This window comes from Escherichia sp. WS547, assembly GCF_046486065.1.
Lineage (GTDB): Bacteria > Pseudomonadota > Gammaproteobacteria > Enterobacterales > Enterobacteriaceae > Escherichia > Escherichia coli.
In genome coordinates this window covers 1-768 of sequence record NZ_JBJQMA010000062.1, presented here as the reverse complement: position 1 = coordinate 768, position 768 = coordinate 1, and the positions used below count along the sequence as shown (strand labels likewise).

Annotated in this window: 2 tRNA genes and 2 rRNA genes; all 4 read right to left on the bottom strand. The window is 47.0% G+C overall.

Annotation, left to right across the window (positions count from 1 at the left end):
• A 23S ribosomal RNA gene (locus tag ACJHWK_RS23920) occupies positions 1 to 253 on the bottom strand; the annotation flags it as partial.
• A 185-nt stretch (positions 254 to 438) separates the two neighbouring features.
• Positions 439 to 514: transfer RNA gene (locus ACJHWK_RS23915), tRNA-Ala, on the bottom strand.
• Between the two features lie 42 nt (positions 515 to 556).
• Positions 557 to 633 (bottom strand) — tRNA-Ile (locus ACJHWK_RS23910).
• A gap of 68 nt (positions 634 to 701) precedes the next feature.
• Positions 702 to 768 (bottom strand): 16S ribosomal RNA (locus tag ACJHWK_RS23905); the annotation flags it as partial.

Genomic DNA, 768 nt, shown 5'->3' with positions numbered 1-768 from the left:
GCTCGCCGCTACTGGGGGAATCTCGGTTGATTTCTTTTCCTCGGGGTACTTAGATGTTTCAGTTCCCCCGGTTCGCCTCATTAACCTATGGATTCAGTTAATGATAGTGTGTCGAAACACACTGGGTTTCCCCATTCGGAAATCGCCGGTTATAACGGTTCATATCACCTTACCGACGCTTATCGCAGATTAGCACGTCCTTCATCGCCTCTGACTGCCAGGGCATCCACCGTGTACGCTTAGTCGCTTAACCTCACAACCCGAAGATGTTTCTTTCGATTCATCATCGTGTTGCGAAAATTTGAGAGACTCACGAATAATCTTTCGACTATTCAGTGTTTCAATTTTCAGCTTGATCCAGATTTTTAAAGAGCAAAACTTCGCAGTGAACCTTTGCAGGTACACTCTGAAGTATTTTTTATTTAATCACTACAGAGATGGTGGAGCTATGCGGGATCGAACCGCAGACCTCCTGCGTGCAAAGCAGGCGCTCTCCCAGCTGAGCTATAGCCCCATAACATGTAGTTAAAACCTCTTCAAATTTGCGGTGCAAATTTGGTAGGCCTGAGTGGACTTGAACCACCGACCTCACCCTTATCAGGGGTGCGCTCTAACCACCTGAGCTACAAGCCTGTAGAGGTTTTACTGCTCATTTTCATCAGACAATCTGTGTGAGCACTGCAAAGTACGCTTCTTTAAGGTAAGGAGGTGATCCAACCGCAGGTTCCCCTACGGTTACCTTGTTACGACTTCACCCCAGTCATGAAT